The following is a 2,274-nucleotide window of genomic DNA, read 5'->3' on the forward strand; positions in this document are numbered from 1 at the left end:
CGATGAGTGCGGACAGGCTCATGGTCGATCTCCGTACTGCGCCAGCGGCATCGATGAGCCGCCGGGGTCGAGAAAGATCTGCGTCGGCAGCGTGAAGCCACGCAGTCGCAGCAACGCCAGGGGGCCGGCCCCCAGGTCGGTGCGCAGGTGCCAGGTCAGCCCCAGGCCGTCGGGCGCTTCGAGCAGCAGCCGATAGCGGGTTTCGCTGTCGTCCAGCGGGGTGACCCGGGCCTGCTCCAGCAACCGGATCAGGCCCCAGGTACCGGGGTAGTCGCCGAACAGCCGTTCGCCGGTCCTGACGTGGGTCCAGCTCAAGCGGGCGCCGGGGTAGTCGCTCGTGCCGGGCCAGGCGAAGCGCTGCCAGCGCTCCCGCTGGTTGAAGTACGTCAGGCGGCTGCCATCGAGGACCAGGGAGGTCTGCACGAGATGGCGTACCGGCTTGGCCCGCAGGTCGAAGCCGATCCCCATGCCGCCGTCGGTATAGAGCACGTCGGCCAGGTCCGCGAGTCGATTGACCGCCTCGAGGAATTCGGGGTTGAAGCGCAGCCCCTGGCTGTGGTCGCTTTCCGGCACCCAGCGGTTGCCCTCCTTGCGCAGCACGCCGCCCAGCTGCCGGGAGAGGAACTGCTCGATACGCCCGGTGTCGGCGCGAATCATCTGCCCGAGCATCGGCAACGAGGCGTCACTACTGCTCGCCGCGAACGGATAACGCCCGGCGAACGCGCTGTTCCAGGGGCTGACGATGGCCCGCCGCCACTGACCGTTGAGCCCGGCAGCGGAGGGTTGCAGGATCCGTTGCCAGGCCTGCTCCAGCGGCTGGACGAAGAGCGCCTGGCCAAAACCGCTCCACTCACTGCCCAGGCTGGCAGCCATCAGGCTGCCGTAGGACTGGCTGTCGGTGAGGTCGACGCTGCGGCCCTGGAACACGGTTTGCGCCAGGGTCTGGATCATGGCCTGGGGGTCCGGCGCAGCGCCCACCTGTTGCAGCATCAGGCGTACCCGGGTCACGCGGGTGAGGAAGGCGTGCAGGCTGAGGTTGTCGTCACTGCCTGGCTGATCGGCCCCCTTGCCGAGCAACGCGAGCAGTGGGCCGAAGCGTTCGTCCAGCGGGCTTTTCGGCAGCCCGGCCAATTGGTCGATGACCGGCGCCTTGTCCTGGCCAATGAGGTTCTGCGCGGACTGCAGCAACGAGTCACCAAGGGCCTGGCTGCGGGCGCCGGCCTGGCCCTGGTAGGCCAGGGTGTTGGCCAGGGCGATGAGCGGCGACTGGCGCACATCGGTCATCAGCGTGAGCTGGTCAATGGCGTCGGCGAGGCTGCCCGCCTCGCGCCAGCGCAGGCTGTTGAGCACCTCCAGCCAGGCCCGGCCGTACTCCTGGAAGTAGCGCGCGGTGAGGCGTTCGCGCAGGACCTCGGGGCTCAGCTCGGCGGCGATCTGGCTGCGGTCGTCGCTGAGTACCCAGTCGATTTCCTCCCGGCGCGCGGCGGCGATGTCGTCGATGGCCTGGCGCACCACGCCGTCCCAGGCCTGGCGCGTGAACACACCGGGCACCTCGGCGGCGGTGGAGAACAGCCGTTGGGCGTCGGTGTCGCCGACCAGCTGCGCCAAGCCCAGAGGCGGGTACTGGTTGGCCGCGCGCTGCAGCACCTGCCGGTACAGGTTGGCCTCACCATTGCGCTGGCCGAGCTGGCCGATCAGCAACTGGCGGGACGCGGCGACCAGGCCGGGCGCTTCCTCGATACGCCACTCGGGGTGCTCCGCCAGGTGTTCGGCATAGAAGCGCCAGAGGTTGGGCGCGATGCCCTGCCAGAGACCGTCCGCCACGCCGACGCGCTCCGTTTCGTAGGCCGCCAGGGTCTTGCCGAGGAAGGCCGCATCGGCCTTTTCCGGGCGCGCCATCATCAGGTAGGCCTTGAGCGGGTCGTAGGCGTCTCGGGCCCGGATCGCCCGCTCGCGGCTCTCCGGCGGCAGGTCGAGCAACTCGCGCAGCTCGCGCTCCAGGCCGGCGGCGGCCGGGTCGCGGATCAGGCGGTGGTTGGCCATCACGTAGCGGGGCCAGAGCGCGGCGAGCAGGCCGTCGTTCTGGCTGAGGCCGAAGCGTTGATGCCAGGGCACGCCGTGCTTCGCGCGATGGTCGAGGCGCTCAAGCTCGTGGACCAGTTCGTTGAAGGCGAGCAGTTGCTCATCACCTTCGCGGGGTTGATCGAGGGTGGCCAGTGCAGCCTGCATCTCGGCCACCTGAGCGCGGTTGCTGGCGAAGGACAGCAGTAGGCC

The 2,274-nt window shown here is 69.6% G+C and carries 1 protein-coding gene; it reads right to left on the reverse strand.

From position 1 onward, the window contains the following. Positions 1 to 18: 18 nt before the first annotated feature. Positions 19 to 2,274: ImcF-related family protein (locus J7302_RS26175; protein WP_215381751.1), on the reverse strand; the 2,256-nt coding region annotated here is incomplete at its 5' end.

It is taken from the genome of Metapseudomonas boanensis, assembly GCF_018704125.1.
GTDB classification, from domain to species: Bacteria; Pseudomonadota; Gammaproteobacteria; order Pseudomonadales; family Pseudomonadaceae; genus Metapseudomonas; species Metapseudomonas boanensis.